13 protein-coding genes are annotated in these 16,840 nt (G+C 47.1%); 9 read left to right on the forward strand and 4 right to left on the reverse strand.

Annotated elements, in window-relative coordinates:
• Positions 1-174 precede the first annotated feature (174 nt).
• A complete protein-coding gene (locus F0220_RS03025) occupies positions 175-1,686 on the forward strand; it encodes an HD domain-containing phosphohydrolase (protein ID WP_091018592.1) in 1,512 nt (503 codons plus the stop codon).
• 4 nt (positions 1,687-1,690) lie between these two features.
• On the opposite strand, the gene F0220_RS03030 is transcribed toward F0220_RS03025, so the two are convergent.
• The gene (locus tag F0220_RS03030; RefSeq protein ID WP_091018593.1) at positions 1,691-2,344 is read right to left on the reverse strand and encodes a phosphatase PAP2 family protein; all 654 of its coding nucleotides are present in this window, start codon (positions 2,342-2,344) and stop codon (positions 1,691-1,693) included.
• 240 nt (positions 2,345-2,584) lie between these two features.
• Here F0220_RS03030 and F0220_RS03035 point away from each other — a divergent pair, with 240 nt between their 5' ends.
• The 4 genes from F0220_RS03035 (at position 2,585) to F0220_RS03050 (ending at position 6,620) form a co-directional block, all read left to right on the forward strand.
• Positions 2,585-4,000: a sensor histidine kinase gene (locus F0220_RS03035; protein WP_091018595.1), complete on the forward strand. Its 1,416-nt coding sequence runs from the start codon at positions 2,585-2,587 to the stop codon at positions 3,998-4,000.
• Positions 4,001-4,208: 208 nt separating this feature from the next.
• Positions 4,209-5,366, forward strand: a complete 1,158-nt coding sequence (locus F0220_RS03040; RefSeq protein WP_197997917.1) for an MFS transporter — start codon at positions 4,209-4,211, stop codon at positions 5,364-5,366.
• 74 nt (positions 5,367-5,440) lie between these two features.
• Complete coding sequence (locus F0220_RS03045) at positions 5,441-6,097, forward strand: oxidoreductase (RefSeq protein ID WP_091018668.1); 657 nt, start codon at positions 5,441-5,443, stop codon at positions 6,095-6,097.
• A 148-nt stretch (positions 6,098-6,245) separates the two neighbouring features.
• Positions 6,246-6,620: a RidA family protein gene (locus tag F0220_RS03050; RefSeq protein ID WP_091018598.1), complete on the forward strand. Its 375-nt coding sequence runs from the start codon at positions 6,246-6,248 to the stop codon at positions 6,618-6,620.
• Between the two features lie 101 nt (positions 6,621-6,721).
• On the opposite strand, the gene F0220_RS03055 is transcribed toward F0220_RS03050, so the two are convergent.
• The gene (locus F0220_RS03055; RefSeq protein WP_105601431.1) at positions 6,722-7,480 is read right to left on the reverse strand and encodes a TspO-related membrane protein; all 759 of its coding nucleotides are present in this window, start codon (positions 7,478-7,480) and stop codon (positions 6,722-6,724) included.
• A 224-nt stretch (positions 7,481-7,704) separates the two neighbouring features.
• On the opposite strand from F0220_RS03055, the gene F0220_RS03060 reads away from it, so the two are divergent.
• Positions 7,705-8,670, forward strand: a complete 966-nt coding sequence (locus tag F0220_RS03060) for an arsenic resistance protein (protein WP_105601429.1) — start codon at positions 7,705-7,707, stop codon at positions 8,668-8,670.
• A 217-nt stretch (positions 8,671-8,887) separates the two neighbouring features.
• On the opposite strand, the gene F0220_RS03065 is transcribed toward F0220_RS03060, so the two are convergent.
• Positions 8,888-10,516 carry a response regulator transcription factor gene (locus tag F0220_RS03065; RefSeq protein ID WP_105601427.1) on the reverse strand — a complete coding sequence of 543 codons (1,629 nt, stop codon included), beginning with the start codon at positions 10,514-10,516 and terminating at the stop codon, positions 8,888-8,890.
• 5 nt (positions 10,517-10,521) lie between these two features.
• Positions 10,522-12,351, reverse strand: a complete 1,830-nt coding sequence (locus F0220_RS03070; RefSeq protein WP_105601425.1) for a cache domain-containing sensor histidine kinase — start codon at positions 12,349-12,351, stop codon at positions 10,522-10,524.
• A 143-nt stretch (positions 12,352-12,494) separates the two neighbouring features.
• Between F0220_RS03070 and F0220_RS03075 the strand changes: the two genes are divergently transcribed.
• The 3 genes from F0220_RS03075 to F0220_RS03085 all read left to right on the forward strand — a co-directional run bounded on the left by F0220_RS03075 (position 12,495) and on the right by F0220_RS03085 (position 16,428).
• The gene (locus tag F0220_RS03075) at positions 12,495-13,376 is read left to right on the forward strand and encodes a carbohydrate ABC transporter permease (RefSeq protein ID WP_036607341.1); all 882 of its coding nucleotides are present in this window, start codon (positions 12,495-12,497) and stop codon (positions 13,374-13,376) included.
• A complete protein-coding gene (locus F0220_RS03080) occupies positions 13,376-14,212 on the forward strand; it encodes a carbohydrate ABC transporter permease (RefSeq protein WP_047840283.1) in 837 nt (278 codons plus the stop codon). The genes F0220_RS03075 and F0220_RS03080 overlap by 1 nt, the downstream gene beginning before the upstream one ends.
• A gap of 917 nt (positions 14,213-15,129) precedes the next feature.
• A complete protein-coding gene (locus tag F0220_RS03085) occupies positions 15,130-16,428 on the forward strand; it encodes an ABC transporter substrate-binding protein (protein WP_036607334.1) in 1,299 nt (432 codons plus the stop codon).
• Positions 16,429-16,840 lie beyond the last annotated feature (412 nt).

Here is a 16,840-nt window from a genome sequence, read left to right on the forward strand (position 1 = left end):
AAAGGCTGCTCCGTCGTGGAGCAGCCTTTTTGTGTTTTCCAGTTCTGGCGCCGACCCATTGGATTTTATTAATTTTTTTAGTCGGAGCAACCGATAAACAAATAGAAAGCAATACCCTTAATCTCCCTGTGTCTCAAGGGAGAACTGGTTGCACATAGAGAGTGAGGGGTTCAGTTGGAAGCATACCGTTCATTTATCTTTCGCCTGATACGCAATTATCTGATCGGTTCACTGGCAGCTGTTTTTGTTGTCGGTACAGTAGTTATGGTATCTACTCTGCAAATACCCAATATTCAATTTGTTCGGCTCATCTTCATTGTACTGATTTCACTCTTGTTCATGCTGGTTGCAGAATTAATTACGCTGTGGGTACAGCTTGGCCCCATAAGACAGTTTTTCACTTCCGAGCATCATGAGAGAGAAGAATTAAACCACATGTATGAGAAAATTCATCGTTTCCCAGGACAGACCATATATCGGATCATGGGTCCGCACATGCTTGGTTTTTCACTCCCAGCAGCCGGATTAACAATATGGATGATATCCACAGGGTGGCTTGAATTCCCTTACTTGTATATTGTTGTGGCCGCCGCATGCGCCTTTCTGATTGCCATCATGCATGCGCTGATTGAGTATTACCTAACGGTGCGGGCGATTAGACCCCTGTTACTTGAGATTCGACATCGAGGCAAAGTCCAATATGGGATGGAACCTTCACTGGGAGGGCGCATCCTGGTATCGATCCAGCGTAAATTTCAGCTAAGTACGGCACTGATTGGCTTATTTCCTCTATTTCTATTTTTCCTGGCTACATATATCAGACTTCAGTATATAGACAGTGAATTTGCGAAAGAGTACATACTGTGGGGAATTCTCATCGTTGTTCTGGGCGCGGGGTTTGCGCTGGTGGGAAGCTGGCTGTTGATTCGTGATGTTCGTGATCCAGTCGCTGAACTGACGCATGAGATGAACCGAATTCAGGGGGGAGACCTTGGCAGACGAGCTCCGGATTTATATGCGGATGAGTTTTCGGCACTGATCTCCGGTTTTAATATGATGATTAATCGGCTGGAGATGAGACAGGAACGCAATCGACAGCTGTTGCAAAGTTATTTTTCTACACTGGCTGCTGCTTTAGACGCCCGAGATAAGTACACGGCAGGACATTCCATGCGTGTGGCAGAGTATTCGCTGATGATTGGCAAGTTAAGCGGAATGAATGAGGAACAGGCGGATTTATTGTACAAATCAGCCCTGCTTCATGATATCGGGAAAATCGGCATACCTGATGAGGTACTGCTGAAGGATGGAAAACTAAGCGATGAGGAATTTGCGATTATTCGTACACATCCCGTGCAGGGAGAGAGTATTTTGTTGCAAATAGAGCCTATTGATGCCATGGCCGACTTTCTGCCAGGTGTACGATCTCACCATGAGAGATATGATGGCAAAGGATACCCGGATGGGATGGCTGGTGATGATATTCCCCTTTTTGGCCGCATCATTGCGGTAGCGGATGCCTTTGACGCCATGACGTCTGATCGGCCCTATCGGAATGGGATGAGTCACGAGAAAGCGCTAACGATTTTGGAAGAAGGAAAAGGGACCCAATGGGACCCCTATTTTGCAGGTTTGTTTATTGATGAATGGAGACGACAACAACATCTTCAGAAACCATCGAAGTGAGGGATCAGTTGATCCCCTCTGTCCACTTCGATTCTTTTCTGCGTCTCCGGTGAAGAGCGAGGCCTGTTATGATGGTGAGAACACACTCGCCGAGTATGACTGCACCCAAGGCGTCATAGATCACATGTTGTTTGATCATTAGCGTGGATACGATAATAGTTGCTGCCCCGGCGGCCACCAAAATCTTGATGGGTTTGCGGATGCTTGGAACCGAGAGAACGGCACGCATAACCAGATAAGAGTGAAGAGAATGAATACTTGGAAAACAATTATAAGGACGATCCTGGCTATAGAGCCATCCGAGAACAGAAGCTCCCAGGCCTGTACCCGTCAGTTCCGGGCGTGGTACCATGGTCTGAAAGTTGAAGTAGATCAGATAACATATCCAGACACAGATATTCATGGATAACAAGACACGGTAATACGTCAGGCGATCCTTGGCACACAGGTAAGCGAGCACACCGAATACAAACGGGTACCAGCCCAAATATGGAATGGACATGCCAGGCACGTAGGGAATGATCCGGTCGAGCGGCGAATCAAGCACTGCGAACCCGCGTTCCGGACTGTTAAGAATATCATAGAACAGCCCCATGACGGCCAAAGACAGCATCAAACTCAATGACAGCCAATAGGATTTGCTTTTTAACAATTGCACAACATCTTTCTCCTTTCATTCATGCTCCCTAGGAGCATGACCCCAGCAAATAACTAATTCAAATTTAAACAACAATATATTCTACTACGACCAGCGCACAAATTGAATCCTGATTTGTGTATTTTTGTGTATTTTTTTGACGAAGAAGGAATGCAGAAGTTTCAATGGGCATGATATGATAGAAACATATACGGACGAAGGTAATTTGACCAGTAAAGTCGGGACAACAGGAGTGAGTGAATGCAATTTTTGAAAATGTTCGTATTGAATATGGGGATGCTTATAACGATTGCCTATCTTGCCAGTGTGTTCTATAAATATATCGTCATACGTGCCTCTTCCCGAATGAAGCAGATCGGTTCAGTACTTGTCCTTATCTTTGCGGGCTGGATCAGTACGGTTTTTGGATTTCAACTCACGGATGAAGTAGTCTTTGACCTTCGTTATGTTCCTTTAATTGTTGCCGTTCTGACGTACAGACAACCCTATAGTGTAATTATTGTGGGTGTAGGGATAGGTTTATCCAGGTTAACCTTTGGTATCACGGATGCTACGGTGGCAGCGGTAATTAATATGACTTTACTCGGTGTAATATGTGCGGGTTTAAATATATGGATAAGACGCAGCAACTTCAGACTGATCACAAAAGGCTTCCTTGTTGTACTAATCGTCAATGTGGTCAATAGTGTAGGCATTGCTATTTTTGGCGTCATCCCGGCTACATACTTTTTCTCCCATATTATGCCTTACACGCTTCCTGCAGGTATCTTGTTAAGTCTTATGTTTGCGTTTATATTACGTGATTTTCAGAATGAACAGAATCGAATTTTGCTGATCCAGAGTACAAACCGGCTTTTATCTGTGCAAAAGGAAGAGTTACAGAAAGCCCAGATTGTACTGGAGGATCGAGCGAAACAATTGATGATTGCCTCACAGTACAAATCCGAATTTCTCGCCACTATGTCCCATGAACTGCGTACACCGCTCAATAGTGTTATTAACTTTGCCCAGATGATCAGCGAGAATGCTGACACGATGGATCAGGAGGATATTGTACGTTTTGCCAATATGATCGACCACTCCGGGCAGGAACTGCTCACGCTCATTAACGATATTCTGGATCTTTCCAAAGTAGAAGCGGGGCGGCTGGATATTGTACTGGAGGATATCAGTGTCGCACAACTTACAGAAGATGCCATGAGCCACTTTCAGCTCGTTGCTGAGAAAAAAGGTATTCAGTTGGTTCTGGACAAAAAACAGGGACTGCCCGAGACGCTCTGGTCTGATCCCCAGCGGGTTCAACAGATTTTGCGGAATCTGATGTCCAATGCCATCAAGTTCACTCACCGGGGGAAGGTCACGCTGACCGTAAGCACCAAGCAGATTAAGAATGCAGGTATTCAGAATCGATGGCTTATTTTCTCCGTTCAGGATACAGGTATTGGGATTTCTGAGGACAAGCATCATTCCATATTTGAAGCATTTCAGCAGGCTGACGGGTCGATTAGTCGGAAATTTGGCGGTACCGGACTAGGCCTGTCGATCAGTCGGGATTTAGCGAGATTACTGGGGGGATCGATTGAACTTGAGAGCACTGAAGGTAAAGGAAGCACCTTCTATCTCTATCTCCCGTTGGACCGTGAAAAAATGAGTTGACAAGCTTCGCGCCGTGAGTAGAATTTGGGATGACAACTAGCATCGACCGGCTTTTGAGACCCGGTCTAAGGAGTGTATCCCCATACAGAAGACGGTCAACGTTAATCCTCCCCCGTTAACAAGCAAACCACGGCGCAAGGGTTCGACACAACGCACGAATTTATCGATTGCAACATGGGAGGGTGTACCGGCAATTATTTTACAGACCTTGCTGGGAGGCCCATTTTTAACCGGATTTCTGCTGTATCTTGGGGCCGGGTCGAGACATATCGGCTTTGTGCTCGCGATTACGACGTTTGTGAACATTGCCCAGATCGGAGCAGCTTATTGGATGCAGCGTATTCGCAGCCGTAAACGCATGCTGCTGCTGTTCGTGGGCACACATCGTATCTTGTGGAGTGCAACGGGACTGATCCCGTTCATATTCCCCAAAGAGTGGTGGGTAAGCGTATATATTGGCGTGTATACGGTTGCTTTTATATCAAATACCATCGGCGGTATGATCTGGACTTCACTGATTGGCGATATCGTACCTGCTAAGGTGAGAGGGCGTTATTTTGGAATTCGAAATACGATTCTGAATGCTCTTGGAAGCGTATGCTTATTTGCAGGCGGTATTGTTTTGGACCGTTACCCTGGAGAAATGGGCTTTCTGATCCTGTTTATTCCGGTGTGGATCTGTGCTATTGCCAATACAGTTATCTACTTTTTCTATCCGGACGTTCCCTTTGAACGTTCTACCGAAAAGGTTTTCTGGCGCATGTTCATCAAGCCGTTCCAGGATCGTTCTTTTCTGAAAGCAACGCTGTTCCTTGCTGTCTGGTTATTGATCCAGACCTTGATTGTTCCGCTCTATTCCTATGTTATGCTCGATTTATTGAACATCAATTATCAGACTGTATCCCTGATCACGGTAGTCCAGACACTGGTTATGATGGCCGGTTTTTATGTCTGGGGCAATCTGAATGCCAGATTCAGCAACAAAACCCTGCTATTTTGGACATTGCCAGTCATTGCACTCTCCTGTTTGTCGTGGGGTTTAATGTCGTTCATGCCCGTATTGATCGCACTATTTCTATCTCATATCTTCCTTGGGATCGGTGTAGGTGGATTCAACCAGCTGGCATTTAACTTTACCATTGGAGACACACCCAAAAGTGAAAGACCGATGTTTGTCGCGGTGTATTCCGCTCTGACCGGAGTAACTTCGTTTCTTGGGCCGTTGTTGGGTGGCTGGTTGTACGAAAAAATGGAAACCTGGTCCGATGCGCTCGCCTGGATCTCAGCCTATGGATTTCAGGTGGGGGTTGGTGTCGTGATGCTGATTCTGACATTTACCCTTGGACGTCGTGTACTGTTAAAATAGAAATGATATCACATAACTTAATATAACGATGGCGAAGTGGAGGGATGTAATTGAATCGTCTCGAACGGAAAGCCATGGTGATTGGAGCCACGGGGCTTGTAGGCGAATTACTGGTTCATCATCTGCTGGAGCACCCGGCATACAGCTTGGTTCGCGTTCTGGTTAGACGTCCGCTTGAGCTGCAACATCCCAAACTGGAACAGCATGTGGTGGACTGGGAACAGCTGGAGAGGCAAGACCACTTATTCGATGGAATCGATGACCTGTACTGTTGTTTGGGGACAACGATCAAAAAAGCAGGCAGTCAGGACAATTTCCGTCAGGTGGATTATCATTACCCGGTTCGTGCAGCCACGATTGCGAAGCAACATGGTGTAGTACAGATGCTGGTGATCTCCTCTATGGGAGCGAGTGCAGGTTCCCGGGTCTTTTACAGTCGGACCAAAGGGGAAATGGAGGATGCATTGTCCGATATCGGTTTTCCGTCACTGCATATCTTCCGTCCTTCCTTAATTCTGGGAGATCGAAACGAGAAGCGGTTCGGTGAGCAGATGGCTGCCTATGCCATGAAGTTTCTGGATCGCTGGATGAAAGGCAGAGCGGACAAATACCGGGCGGTCCACGCCGCAACCATTGCACAGGCCATGACCAATATTGCGCTGGTGCAAGCCAAGGGAAACCATGTGTATTCCAATGAAGTCATTCATGTCCTTGGTGTGGACGGGGGCTAAGAAACCTTTGAACGAGCTGTTTACTTCATGTGGCTAGTGAGGAGCGTTTCTCGCTTGAGGCAGATCGTGGTATAATAGGCAACAAAAATGAGTTCGAACCCTGACTCCATGCGGCAGCAGGATAACGAACATGAAGGAGAACTCGTCCATGAAAAAACCAATCTCTACCGATCAGGCGCCAGGCGCCATTGGTCCATACAGTCAAGCCGTTGATGCAGGCGATTTCATCTACACTTCCGGACAGCTTGGCCTGGATCCTCAAACGGGAGAATTCGGTGCAGATGTACAAGAGCAGACACGTCTGTCTTTGAGCAATGTGAAGGCTATCCTTGAAGCAGCAGGCACAAGTATGGATAAAATCGTTAAAACGACGGTGTTCCTGAAAGACATGAACGACTTCGTTCCTGTGAATGAAGTGTATAGCACGTTCTTCCAACAGCCGTATCCTGCACGCAGTGCTGTGGAAGTTGCTCGTTTGCCAAAAGATGCACTGGTGGAGATTGAAGTTATTGCCCTGAAATAGGACAACCTTCATTTACTGCGTTATACATAAAAAGCCGATTTCAGGTCAAATGACCAGAATCGGCTTTTTGCTTTATGTTTTTGCGTTAGGATGGAAGTCGCTCAATCGCGATCCTGATTACGGGCGAAGAACAGCCAAATCGCGTAGATTGCCAGTACGATCGCAATGATGATTGCCGTATAATATACGGAAGTGACATCCTTTTGTTTAAGTGCAATGGCGATATAAGCCCATGTGAATACCAGTGGATATACACTGTCCCGATAACGGAAACTAACGAGTACAGCCAGCACCATACCCACAATCAGCATAATGATCGTCCAGGTTGGTTCGCTGAGACCAAAACCATCCCAGCCGATTTTATATAACAGCACAGCTGTATTGACGATCGTTGCCACGCTAACCCATCCCAGATAGATGCTGAAGGGCAGCTTCACAAGCCAGATCTCAGCAGTGGTCGGAACGGTAATGGTACGTGTTTTTACATACAACACGATCAGAGACAACAGTAGGAGTACAATAATCAGTAAAGCGAGACCGGTCTGCAAGTTTTGAAAAGCAAAAATCCAGGCTACGTTAAAGGCACAGCTTGCCAGGAACCAATACCCGAGACGGGTAATCGAGTCCCTTTTCCAGGAAGCAGGTACGAACTGATAGATCACAAACCCTGCCAGCAGCAAGTAGATCAAACCCCATATAGCGAAGGCATAGCCAGAAGGTGTGAGTAGCACAGGATACATATCCGATACTTCTTTATTGGTCTTGCCTCCGATCGGCAGAGCGTTGGAGAGGTAGTTCACGATAATTACAGCGATAAAACCAATGGCGTTTAACCACTTGTACGGATTGTTACGTGACATTGTGTTTCCTCCTTGGTTAACGAATGAATGAACCACGGGTCAGTCTACAATGAATATACCCAGTTCTTGCACATTCTAATAACAGCCGCAAAAAATTCACAAGTTGATCTTTCAGATCCTTGTGCTCAGTCGCTATGTTGGAACGGTACTCTGTCCCAATGTACGCTAAACGAAGCAGAAATATGTCCATGCCCACGATGTTCCACTAGAAGAGGAGAAAGAGAATGCTCACAAGAGAAACGATGGAGAAACAGCAAACCTGGTTCTATGTAGTTGCACTGTTCTTAGGAGCAGCGATAGGGCTGAGTAATCCGGTATGGGGAAATGGTTTACACTACACCGTGTCCCCGGTTCTTGCCGTTCTGTTATACAGCATGTTTGTACAGATTCCCTTTTTACAGTTAAAAGAGTCTTGGTCGAATCTTCGATTTATGTGCGCGTTACTGGTGGCGAATTTTATCGTTGTACCTGTAGTCGTATGGTTGCTTACACTGGTCTTTCCACAATCACCAGGCGTTCTGATCGGAGTCTATCTGGTACTGTTAACACCCTGTATTGATTACGTCATTGTGTTCACACAGCTCGGCAGGGGCAATGAGAAACTGATGCTGGCCGCAACACCCCTTTTATTTGTTATACAAATGATCTTGTTGCCGTTTTACTTATGGCTTTTGATGGGTGCTAAGGTGGCGCAGGTCATGCAGATAGGGCCGTTCGTGGAGGCTTTTCTGTTCCTGATCGTTATTCCACTGTTGCTCGCTGTCGTTACACAGGTTCTCTCAAGAGGTAAAGTGAGCGGGGAGCGGGTCTTGAATGCAACGGCATGGCTCCCGGTTCCGATGATGGCACTTACGCTGATCGTGGTTGTCGCTTCCCAGATTGGCAAAGTCTACAATGATATGGCGATCATCGTAAACGTGATCCCGATCTATGTTGCTTTCCTAATCATTATGCCTTGGATATCTCGGCTTATTGCTACTTGGTTTGGATTGAATCCAGGCGCCGGGCGGGCGTTGATTTTCAGTTCAGCCACACGGAATTCGCTGGTCGTTCTGCCACTTGCGCTGGCACTCCCGCCAGAATGGGCAACCATAGCTGCGGCTGTTATTGTGACACAGACGATGGTGGAGCTTGCAGGAGAGCTAATCTACATTCGACTTGTACCTGCGGTAATTTTACGAGATCGGTGAGGCAGCTCATACAACGGGAAATAAAATTTATTATCTCTACTTTGGTGTAGCTGTAGCCGCAATCTTTCGGAGCGTATCCTATCTTAGAAAAGAAAGAGCCAACAAGTCGTCTTGATCTATGCTATTCTTTGTGAAATTAAAATTAAAAAGAGTACTCCCGATAGGCCGTGCCGGGGAGTACTCTTTTTAATTCAAATAAATTCTGAACAGGTACTCTTTAAGTACCGGCCTCCAATAATGTTTTACGATATTCCGCTGGCGTGATACCCTCCATTTTTTTGAACACTTTGCTGAAATACTTTTCGTCCTGGAATCCAACCATCTCCGAGATTTTGGCGACACGCAGGGAAGGGTTTTGCAGTAACAGCTTGGCGTTGTTGATCCGCAGTTTGCCGAGATATTCCGACCAGTTCAGGCCAAATTGCTGTTTGAATTTGCGGGAAATATACTCCCGGCTCAGGTAGAAACGCGCGGCAATCTGCTGTAAGGATAGGTCCTCCTGATAATGGGCGTCCATATAACGTGCAATCTCACTCATGGGATCAGGATTGGCTTGGTGATGAGCGGTGAGTGCCTTTCCTGCGGCAAGCAGTCGTTGTTCCAACAATGAACGAAGCAGGGGGAAGGATAACAGTCCTTCAGCGTCCAAAGGTAACTCGGCAAAGGGAATAGACTGTTCCTCCGTCACTTCTTCCTCTTTAAATGACGAACCTGCTGTATCATCAAGCCAGCGGTTCAGCATCCATTCCAGCTCCTCGATCCATTGCTGGATCTGCTCAGCACTGACAACCTCGAGATCAGTAATCGGGTCAAGCCACTCGGCGACCGCAGCGGATACACTGGAAGCCCGGCAACTCATGGCTGCCATACGCAGGGGTTCTTCATGGGCGGTTAAACGCCTGATTTTATTCCCATTTGATGATTCCACTGAGGCATGGATTCGCTGTTTAATTTGCACAGCATTGCGTCGCCACAACCTTGAACTTGCTTCCAGATAGGCCGCTGAGATTCCGCCAGGGTAGGACTCACAGGTGGAGATGCCAAAATGAAGCCGGCGCTGAATCGTCTGCTCCAATCCATGATTGACCTTGTCCAAAATATGTTCCAATGAAGTGGATGGACCCCAATGCAGCAGAACAATCTCGTCCGGTTGATCCAACTGGCGAAACATTACACCTTCGTCTGGTGTGGATAACATCTCGGCACAGATATTGAGCACGGAGAACACAAGCAGGTCCGGTTGACTGCGGTATTTTGCCAGACAATCTGCATCCAGATGGGACAGGCTGGTGACAGCGACACTACAGACAGAGATTAGACGGGGGAGATTTAACTCATCCTGTAATCGCTGCATGTGTGATTGGCTGCTGCCTCTTCCGACGGCAAGTTCGGTGAGCAGACGATCCTGGTAGTGAGGGCGCATTCGATTAACAACGATGGATTGCCTGGTGGATTGTATCCGAATGGCGTCTTCCTCTTCCCAAGCTGTAACGGCCTTTAATAGAGATGCATTCAGCTCATCTGCTTCCACGGGTTTCAGGAGGTAGTCCATACCACCATGCCTAATTGCATGCCTCACGAGTTCAAAATCGTCATATCCGCTGATAACCAGCACTTTGCTGTGTGGGACATGAGCTGATATCCATTCAAGCAATGCCATACCGTCCTTGCCCGGCATACGCATGTCACTGAGTATGATTTGAGGTTGATGTGCCGTGATGGCGGCGATGGCTTCATCTCCGTCTGCTGCTTCAAGTAATGTATCAATGCCAAACTCTTCCCAATGACCAAGCAACCTTATGGCATCGCGGACATGTTTTTCATCATCTACAAGCAGTGCCTTCATGTTGTTCACTCTCCCGCGTATAGTTTAACCGTAATCTTCACACCATTGGGTTCCCGATTGCTGATCTCAAGCCTGGCTGAGTGACCGGGATGTGAGTTCAATTGAAGTCGGCGTATTACATTTCGTAGACCGATGGATTCAGACTCGTCGGATTCTTGTGTGGATAACCCGGTTGTTGTATGACTTTGATGTAGCCATCCGCGGATCTCCAGTAATTTATCTTCAGGTATGGAGGGGCCGTTATTATTCAGTTCTATTTCAATCCAATGATCGTTGATCCGGCGGCTGGATAGGGATATGTGACCTTTGCCAGGCTGAATATCCGCTCCATGTTTGAAATAGTTCTCAATTAAAGGTTGTAACGTCATTCTTGGCATTTCGACAGACAGGGTATCTTCGGCAAAATCCAAATCCACCTCAAGGCGGTCACCAAACCGCTCCTGCTGCAGTTCCAGATATAATCGGGCATGCTCCGCCTCTTCGCGTAAGGTCACGCAGGTCTGATCCCGCATGCTGTAGCGCAGCATTTTGGACAGGCTAGAGAGTAGTATATACGCCCGTTGTCCCTGCTGTTGAAGGGCAAGTGTACCGATCGATTGCAGTGTGTTATATAGAAAATGCGGATGAATCTGCGCTTGCAACGCTTTGAGCTGATTCGTCTTATTGGCGATCTCGAGTCGATATTCCCGCAAAATAAGATTATTTACCGTATCCATCATATCCCGGAAATGACGAGCGAGCACCCCGAATTCATCTCGGCTGGATAGATGGATATCCACATGCAGACGCCCGGCTTGAATTTGGTTCATATACCGCATGAGTTGCTTGAGCGGACCTGTGATTCGGATGGAGATAAACAAGGTTGCAATAATGACTAATACAAGTGCTGCAATGGCAATCATTGCGTTATTCCACGTAAGTGTGGTCGCCCTGGCGTATAACGTCTCATTCGGAATCTGTTTGACGATGGTCCAATCGGCGTATGTGCTGCCAAGTTGTTGGTATACATACATGGATCGATCCTGTTCAAAATGTCCTGCGACATTCTGGGCTGTTCCTGCGCTAGATCGCGCGATATTCAGTTCACTAGCCGTTTCCTCTCGTAGTGCATCCGTATGATTGACCTCGGAACGTCCTTGGTAAATGATCTGATTCTGACCATCCACAACATAGATCTGTTCCTTAGCCGGATCATACAGCCTGCCACAGATTGCTGCAATGGTATTCATATTCAGATCAATGGCGAGTACACCCAGACGCTCGGTGGACGGAATATCCTTGATCACCCGATGCAGGGTAATGACCGTTCTTGCAGGGTCATCTGGGGAGGCAGCCTTGAATCCGTACGTGTGACTCATATGGGCCGATTCCACCCAGATATCCGGGCTGTCACCGCCTGTTTTTCCATGAAGCGAGCCGGAATAGGCCTGTTTGCGTTCCTCCCGCTTCGGAAAGGGATTTGTAATTAAGGTGGATTGATTGGCGGCAAAAGAGTGCAAATACAGCTGGAATACATCCGGCACAGCCGCGCGTATTGTCTGCAAAGTGGTGTACACCTCGGCAACCGCACGATAATCACCAGGAATTTTTGCCAAGTTACGCAGAAAGTTCGGGTCGTTATACACAGCGAGCGACGCTCTGGCCACGTTATCCACATAGTTGTTGAGATTGGTGGACGCTTGGTAGATCAGGCGTTTGTTCTCTTCAACAGCCTGTTCCCGCAGGGCTGTCTTGGTCTGGATAAACGTCATGCTGATCGATGCGAGCAGTGGAAGTGTGGTAGCAATGAGCATAAAGGCAATCAATTTGGTGCGTATACTGTAGTATTTGGACATCGGAACACCCCTTCTGGTTGCAGGTTAAGAGAGGACAATATTTTACCCCCAACTGTTCACACGGGTCGGTGTTTCCCTCGGCGATAATGGGGTTTAATAGAAAAAGAGACCAATTTCATCCATCTATAGAAGGGGAGAACGATATGAAGCATCGCAAATCTTCACAGCTGTTACAGCAGCTTGTGTTCGTGGGTCCCTCCATCGTGTTTTTTATTCTCATCATCGTGGTCCCTTTCCTGCTTGGCATGGTGTACTCCTTCACGGACTGGAACGGGGTATCGGAGAACATTAATTGGGTAGGGTTTGATAACTTCGTGCATGTTTTTGCGAATGATCCCAAGTTCCAAACGGCGTTTTGGTTTACGGTGCGCTTCACCGTGGTTGGTGTGGTACTGACCAATGTGATTGGCTTTTTCCTGGCGTATTTCCTGACCAAACCGCTCAAGACGAGAAACATTCTGCGTACGATCTTTTTTATGCCTAACGTGATCGGTGGGTTGTTGCTCGGCTTTATCTGGCAGTTCATATTTGTGAAAGGGTTTTCAGCAGTAGGCGATGTAACCGGCTGGTCCTTCTTCAACCTTCCTTGGCTGGGAGACGAACCAACCGCCTTCTGGGGAATCGTGATTGTGTTTGTATGGCAGACCGCAGGTTATCTGATGGTCATCTACATCTCATCTCTGACAAATGTATCCCCTGATCTGCTGGAAGCCGCCGAGATTGATGGCGCAAGTCGCTGGCAGGTACTGCGGAGCATCATTCTTCCGCTCATTATGCCAGGTGTAACGATCTGTCTGTTCCTGGCGATCTCCTGGTCGTTCAAAATGTTTGATCTCAATCTGTCACTGACCAAAGGTGGACCATTCGGATCAACAGAGTCGGTTGCACTTAATATTTACAATGAAGCCTTTGTGAATAACAGATATGGCATCGGAACCGCCAAAGCGCTCGTGTTCTTCGTAATCGTTGCCATCATCACCATGATTCAGGTACGTCTGACGAAGAGCAAGGAGGTAGAAGCCTAATGGAGACGACGAAAAATTACCGCTTCAGTACCATTGTAACCGAGATTGTCATGGTACTCCTTGGACTTTTATTCCTGGTTCCGTTTTACTTCCTGTTTGTGAATTCGGTCAAAACATTCGGTGACCTGCTCACCAATTCGGCTGCATGGCCGGAAGTGTTTCAGTGGGGCAACTATGCGAACGCCTGGGAGAAAATTAACTTCCCTTCCGCGCTGATGAACTCGCTTATCGTTACCGTGGTCAGCAATCTGTTGCTTGTGCTGATCAGTTCCATGGCCGCGTACCGAATGGTTCGCAGCGATACCCGGTTCAACCGTATTTTGTTCGGCATGTTCATTGCCGCTATGGTGATTCCGTTCCAGTCTATCATGATTCCACTCGTTACTGTAACCAGTAATCTGGGATTGATCGACAGCCTTGGCGGCCTCATTATCTGTTATCTCGGTTTCGGGGCACCGATGTCTGTCTTCCTGTTCCACGGATTCGTAAAATCCGTCCCGCTGGAGATTGAGGAAGCGGCTCGTGTGGATGGAAGCTCTGCCTACGGGGTGTTCTTCCGGATCGTATTTCCACTCATGAAACCGATGTATGTAACCGTCATCATTCTGAACACACTCTGGATCTGGAATGATTATCTGCTCCCATCGCTGATCCTGCAAAGCTCCAATCTGCGTACGATCCCGATTGCGACCTTTGCACTCTTCGGACAATATACGAAGCAATGGGATCTGGCCTTGCCAGCACTTGTGCTCGGCATCATGCCGATCATTATCTTCTTCCTGCTGATGCAGAAGTATATCATTCAGGGGATTACGGCTGGATCAGTTAAAGGGTAAGCGTTGCGAGGGCAGGGTCGCTGGCGGGATCAAGGTGCGCTTTCGGTCGCTGTTGCTCCTCGGTGGCCTGAATGGATTAGGGCAAGGAAGCCACCGAGTATCAAAGGCGAACGCTCCGCTCCTGCAACGCATTCTTGATCCCTTTGCTCCCACCTCGCACGGAGGTGTGCAAAGGGGAGTCATGCCCGCATAGCTTGGGCATGACTCCTGGCGAAAAGAGCAATAAAGAAAAGAGATCCTTCAAGAAATGACCAAGAAAGAAAAGATTTAAAGACCAGATTGGTAAGGCAGAGAAGGCGCGAGGGAAGGGTCGCTGCAGGGATTAAGTTACGCTTTCGGTCGCTGTTGCTCCTCGGTGGCCTGAATGGATTAGGGCAAGGAAGCCACCGAGTATCAAAGGCGAACGCTCCGCTCCTGCAACGCATTCTTGATCCCTTGCTCCCACCTCGCACGGAGGTGTGCAAAGGGGAGTCATGCCCGTATAGCTTGGGCATGATTCCTAGGGAAGAGATCAATAAAGAGAAAAGACCGATAAAGAGAAATGACCAAGAAAGAAGCTTGTATAGCCAGGAACTTCTTCTGCAGAGTGAAGTGATGGTATGGGCCCTGTCCAAAGCGCTAACGAATCCATCGCATCTTAATAGGTGGATAATCAAGGAATACAAATTGTAACGAACCTCAGTAACGTTATTCGGGTGTAAAACGGCGTCAGAGCCCTGAAAATTGACTAAATCGACGAAATAACGTCGCTGTGATTCGTTAAAATTGGAACCTGTGCAAATAGGTGCAATAACGTGCGCTCGGTTCGTTAGAATGAAAACACGCTTCAAGGGAAGGTTATTCTGTCATCGGAGTGCCAGTGTAAATATTCATTAGTGGAACGGTTATACTGAAACTACTATAGGGAGAGTGTATGTATGAAAAGAATGACAAAGTTGACGTTGCTTATGCTGATTGCTTTTTCGGTAATGCTCGCGGGTTGTGGCAATGGAGACAAGAGTGGCAGTCCGGTCAACACGGATGCTCAAGGTGGTGGTGAGGCTGCTGCTGGAGATAAAACCATTAAAATCTTCCAATTCAAAGTCGAAATTGCGGAAGCGCTCAATCGTCTCAAAGCGGAATATGAATCCTCCCATCCAGGCGTCAAACTGGACATTCAAACCGTAGGTGGCGGCAGTGACTATGGTGCTGCATTAAAAGCCAAGTTTGCCGCTGGCGAACAACCAGACATTTTCAACGTAGGTGGTTATCGTGAATTGGATACATGGCTTGAATATCTGGAAGATCTGTCTGGAGAGTCATGGGCTAAGGATGCGCTCGAAGTAGCCAAAGAGCCAATGACCAAAGACGGAAAACTCTACGGACAGCCGCTCGCATTGGAGGGTTATGGTTTCATTTATAACAAAGATCTCTTCCAAAAAGCGGGTATTACGGAAATTCCAACGACACTGGAACAATTGGATCAAGCTGCACAGAAACTTCAGGCCGCAGGCATTACCCCATTCTCTAACGGGTATCAGGAGTGGTGGGTGCTGGGCAATCATAACGTAAACGTGGCATTTGCAAATCAGGCAGATCCGGTGAAATTCATCCAGGGACTCAACGAAAGTACGGAGAAAATTCCTGGCAACCAAGTGTTCGCCGACTGGATCAACTTGCTCGACTTAACGCTGAAATACAGCAACAAAAACCCGCTGACAACCGACTACAATACGCAAGTTACGTTGTTTGCGAGTGGAGAAGCGGCGATGATGCAACAAGGAAACTGGACTCAAGTACAGATCGATGGAATTGATCCAGATCTGAATCTGGGTATCCTCCCAATGCCAATTAATAATGAACCCAATGACAAATTGTTTGTCGGTGTGCCGAACTATTGGGTTGTGAACAAGAACTCTCAAGTGAAACCGGAAGCAAAAGAGTTTTTGGAATGGCTCGTAACTTCGGATATCGGGAAACAATACATGACAAAAGAGTTCAAATTCATCCCGGCGTTCAGTTCCATCACGGCATCCGAAGAGGATCTGGGTGACCTCGCCACAGAGATTATGAAGTATAGCCAGGAAAACAAAACACTCAGCTGGAACTTCAACCGTTTCCCTGAAGGGGTTCCCCAAGAGTATGGCAGCACAATTCAGGCTTACGTTGCAGGCAAATCGGATAAAGCCGGATTGCTCGACGCATTGCAGCAGAACTGGGATAGTCTGAAAAAATAATTCGGATCATGGACGGTATCCACAGGTTACCAAAAACTGTTCAGAAATTTTCGGATAGAAAAGTTAGTCTATCGAATATATAAGATAATTGAAACAGGCCAATCAGAAATTTTATTCTGGTTGGTCTGTTTTGGTTTTTCCGAGGAGCCAACAGCGCACTGAAAAGTTCAAAGTTAGTAATATCTCTGAAATGTGGATAACCCCAAAGCAGTTTAACGATCCCATGACGTATTTAACACAGAGTTTATACTATATGTGGATATCCTGTGTGTATAACACTCTAAATGTGGACAAGTAAGGAGTAGATGGAGTGGAAGGTTCTCATTTGTTAACAGAAATACTTGTTTTCAACAAACTAGTACTGTATAGTTCTAAATATGACAAATCCAAAAATGAACACGGGACCTGCCAA

Origin of the sequence: Paenibacillus sp. 37, from assembly GCF_008386395.1 — a bacterium.
In the GTDB taxonomy this organism is placed as follows: domain Bacteria; phylum Bacillota; class Bacilli; order Paenibacillales; family Paenibacillaceae; genus Paenibacillus; species Paenibacillus amylolyticus_B.

What these genes read in the sequence shown, in the direction of transcription:
- F0220_RS03035 (WP_091018595.1), top strand. Translation starts at nt 2,585, where the DNA reads ATGCAATTTTTGAAAATGTTCGTATTGAATATGGGGATGCTTATAACG.
- F0220_RS03045 (WP_091018668.1), top strand. Translation starts at nt 5,441, where the DNA reads ATGGTGATTGGAGCCACGGGGCTTGTAGGCGAATTACTGGTTCATCAT.
- F0220_RS03050 (WP_091018598.1), top strand. Translation starts at nt 6,246, where the DNA reads ATGAAAAAACCAATCTCTACCGATCAGGCGCCAGGCGCCATTGGTCCA.
- F0220_RS03055 (WP_105601431.1), bottom strand. Translation starts at nt 7,480, where the DNA reads ATGTCACGTAACAATCCGTACAAGTGGTTAAACGCCATTGGTTTTATC.
- F0220_RS03060 (WP_105601429.1), top strand. Translation starts at nt 7,705, where the DNA reads ATGCTCACAAGAGAAACGATGGAGAAACAGCAAACCTGGTTCTATGTA.
- F0220_RS03065 (WP_105601427.1), bottom strand. Translation starts at nt 10,516, where the DNA reads ATGAAGGCACTGCTTGTAGATGATGAAAAACATGTCCGCGATGCCATA.
- F0220_RS03070 (WP_105601425.1), bottom strand. Translation starts at nt 12,351, where the DNA reads ATGTCCAAATACTACAGTATACGCACCAAATTGATTGCCTTTATGCTC.
- F0220_RS03075 (WP_036607341.1), top strand. Translation starts at nt 12,495, where the DNA reads ATGAAGCATCGCAAATCTTCACAGCTGTTACAGCAGCTTGTGTTCGTG.
- F0220_RS03080 (WP_047840283.1), top strand. Translation starts at nt 13,376, where the DNA reads ATGGAGACGACGAAAAATTACCGCTTCAGTACCATTGTAACCGAGATT.
- F0220_RS03085 (WP_036607334.1), top strand. Translation starts at nt 15,130, where the DNA reads ATGAAAAGAATGACAAAGTTGACGTTGCTTATGCTGATTGCTTTTTCG.